The following is a 3,052-nucleotide window of genomic DNA, read 5'->3' as shown; positions in this document are numbered from 1 at the left end:
GGCCTTGATAGAAAATAAAACTTACCTGCTCCTTTTACCATATTATGTATTTCTTTTGTCTTATCTACATATATTGCTTTCCCTCTTATTAAACCTTCTATCGTTTGTAATCCTATTGGTAATTTCTTCATATATTTATTCCTTAAAGTGTTATGGATAAAATTTTATTATATTTATTGTTAAAAGTACAATTTAAGAAATAAGCGTTTTAAGAAATGTTGTAGCAGCTTTGCCGAAAGAAAAAGCAATAATATAAATGTATTTAATACACATTCTCTTCTATTAAAGATTTTATCTTTTCTTTATATCTTAACATAAATAATACTCTAAACAACTATATATTTAGAAAAAACAAAAATTAGATGTTTTTATATAAAAACATCTGTTTGGGTTCCCACAAACCTCCTTTTTATGAGTGATTCCCCCTTTTTTTCCTTAAAACGGTCAAGTCAGGGGTTACTGCGGTTGGCTATGCTGCGGTGTTATTTGACTGCCTAACACTTGACAATAATATTGACAATAATATTGACAATAATATACAATAAGCCAATGCTAAAACCTAAATACAGCCTGACCACTAAACTGCTTGAAAACGTATCTGCCGTTGAAAGATTATACGGACAGATAGAACAGCTGAAGCTTCCCAAAAGTCTGTGGCTTAACTTAGAAAGAAATAACCTTATACAGTCTGCGTATGCCTCAAACAGCATAGAAGGCAACTCCCTGTCTTTACCCGAAGTAACAAACCTTTTGCTTGGCGGTCGCATTCCTGCCAACAGAGACGAAAAAGAAGTTACAAACTACTTCGCCATACTTAAAAAATTGTCATCATTCAAAGCGTTTGACTTAAAGATATTGCTTGAAGTTCACAAAGAACTCTTAACAGGTATGAAAGATAAGATAGCCGGGAAGATACGAAACAGCGTGGTAGTCGTAGGAAATCGCATACAAACACCAAAAGGTATGGAGATTGTCGTAAAGCATAAGCCGCCTTTCCACGAGAAATCCCAGATAGAAAAACAGTTGCAAGAACTGTTTGACTGGTCTAATACTTCAGGTCAAATCCTGCCTCTCTTGAAAGCCGGCATATTCCATCATCAATACGTCTATATTCACCCATTTGTTGACGGCAACGGAAGAACTTGCAGGCTATTGACCGCATTACTTCTTATTCAAAACGGGTATCAGATAAACAAGTATTTTGTCCTTGACGATTTCTACGACACGGACAGACGGGAATACTCTGATAAACTTTCAACGGCAGACAACGGCGACCTAACACAATGGATTGAATACTTCACGGACGGCTTAAAGTATTCCCTGCAAAGCGCGATAGAGCGGGCTGAGAATTCCTTGTCCGAAGTATCGGTTTCTATGAGGTTAACCCCCAGAGAGAGACAAGTTTTAGACAAATTTGCAAGTTTAGGTGAATTCACTTCCGGCGATGTTATCAAGTTTTTGAAGGTTTCAAGGCAGCAGGTTAATACGATACTGAAAGGTTTGATAGAGAAAGGCAGAATAGAAAAACGCGGCGGCAACACGAAAGGCGCATTCTATAAGATTTTATAGGGTCGCCACCTTATCCAAGAAGTAATCAACTTCGTGCATGATGTCCAGTACATTCTGATAGTATAGTGTTCGGATTTCTTCAATAGTTCTTTGTCCATTTTTACGCTCCTTTACTTTCTTTATACCAAAGGAACTTTACACTTTCTTTTTTACAATCCCAATATATTGCCTTCGCTTGAAAGTGGCAACAGAGGTAAAAACATCATACGACCTGACTTGACCGGGAAAAGGAGGGAAAAGGTATTAGTTAGTTTTTTATGGCAAAAAAAGATAAGGTAAAATTTTTATCGTAACCTTGTCCATAATTCTACTATCAAAGCGTACTTATAATATTTTATTAATTTGGACGAGTGTTCCATCTTCTATGAAACCAAAACCATTGGTCAGGATTTTCCTTAATTACTTCTTCAAGTCTTTTATTGTATATTGTATTAATTATTTCTATATCTTTTTCTTCATTACCAGAGTTTGGCATTTGAAGTTCTTCTAAATTCATTTTCATACTACCATCTTTTTGACAAACCCCAAATGCTGTTATTATAGGACTTCCCGCCCTAAGAGCAAAAAAAGCAGGTCCTTTTGGCGTAGAAGCTAATCTTCCCATAAATGGCAAAAATATACCTTTATGGCCTGCGTCTTGATCTCCAAGTATTGCTAAAACTTGGTTTTTCCTTAAAACTTTTACTATTTTTCTAAAAGACATTTTATCGTCTCTTGGAAAGTTTAAAACATTAAATCCTTCTTTATTTCTAAAACTTTCTATCATTGTATCTACAAAATCATTAGACTGCTTCGCCACTATTAATGCTACAGGATATCTTTTTGCAAAAGCTAGAGCAGATAATTCCCAATTTCCAAAATGCGCTGAAAGTAAAACAAGTCCTTTATTCTTAGATAAAGCCTTGTTTATAATATCCTTATCATAAACCAACATTTTTTCTATCTCTTCATTAGGCATCTTAGATATAAAAAACATATCGATAAAAACTCTAACGAAAGTTTTATAGGTGTTTCTTGCTATTTTTTTAACTTCTTTTTTAGATTTTTCAGGAAAAGACAACGCAATATTTGTTAATACTAGCCTTTTTCTAAAAGGTATAAAATAAAAAACTATAATAGTTAAGGCCTTGCCAAAAAATTGCGCAATCCTACGACCTAACAAAAAAACTATACATATTAATATTTTTAAACCTATATACTCCAAATGATTTTGTAGACTTGTTCTTTCTTCAAACATATAATAATCCCGTTAATTAATCAGTTAAACATTTTCGAATCTACAAGCAATATCTTTATTTTCACTAAACACTATACCTAAAAGTATTGGATTGTTGTTTATATATTTCTCATAATACTTCTTTTCCCTTATCTGTCCCATACCTTCTTTTAGCATTTCCTCTGGCTTATTATCTTTACTGTACTTTATCTCTACTATCACTACTCTATCCTCTTTCTTTAACACTACATCTATCCGCCCTTTGTT

The 3,052-nt window shown here is 33.8% G+C and carries 3 protein-coding genes; 1 reads left to right on the top strand and 2 read right to left on the bottom strand.

Translation table 11 applies throughout. The features are described 5' to 3' along the window. Window positions 1-549: 549 nt before the first annotated feature. On the top strand, window positions 550-1,569 hold the full coding sequence (locus LBD57_RS04760; protein ID WP_373470188.1) for a Fic family protein: 1,020 nt from the start codon (window positions 550-552) through the stop codon (window positions 1,567-1,569). Window positions 1,570-1,906: 337 nt separating this feature from the next. Here LBD57_RS04760 and LBD57_RS04755 read toward each other — a convergent pair whose 3' ends face one another. Together LBD57_RS04755 and LBD57_RS04750 are read right to left on the bottom strand one after the other, a co-directional pair. Beyond that, entirely contained in the window at window positions 1,907-2,806 is a 900-nt protein-coding gene (locus LBD57_RS04755; protein ID WP_373470187.1) for a lysophospholipid acyltransferase family protein, read from the bottom strand. 24 nt (window positions 2,807-2,830) lie between these two features. Beyond that, window positions 2,831-3,052: PD-(D/E)XK nuclease domain-containing protein (locus LBD57_RS04750; protein WP_373470186.1), on the bottom strand; the 222-nt coding region annotated here is incomplete at its 5' end.

It is taken from the genome of Candidatus Endomicrobiellum cubanum (genome assembly GCF_031278955.1).
In the GTDB taxonomy this organism is placed as follows: domain Bacteria; phylum Elusimicrobiota; class Endomicrobiia; order Endomicrobiales; family Endomicrobiaceae; genus Endomicrobiellum; species Endomicrobiellum cubanum.
This window is presented reverse-complemented; position numbering and strand designations above follow the sequence as displayed.

What these genes read in the sequence shown, in the direction of transcription:
- LBD57_RS04760 (WP_373470188.1), top strand. Translation starts at nt 550, where the DNA reads ATGCTAAAACCTAAATACAGCCTGACCACTAAACTGCTTGAAAACGTA.
- LBD57_RS04755 (WP_373470187.1), bottom strand. Translation starts at nt 2,806, where the DNA reads ATGTTTGAAGAAAGAACAAGTCTACAAAATCATTTGGAGTATATAGGT.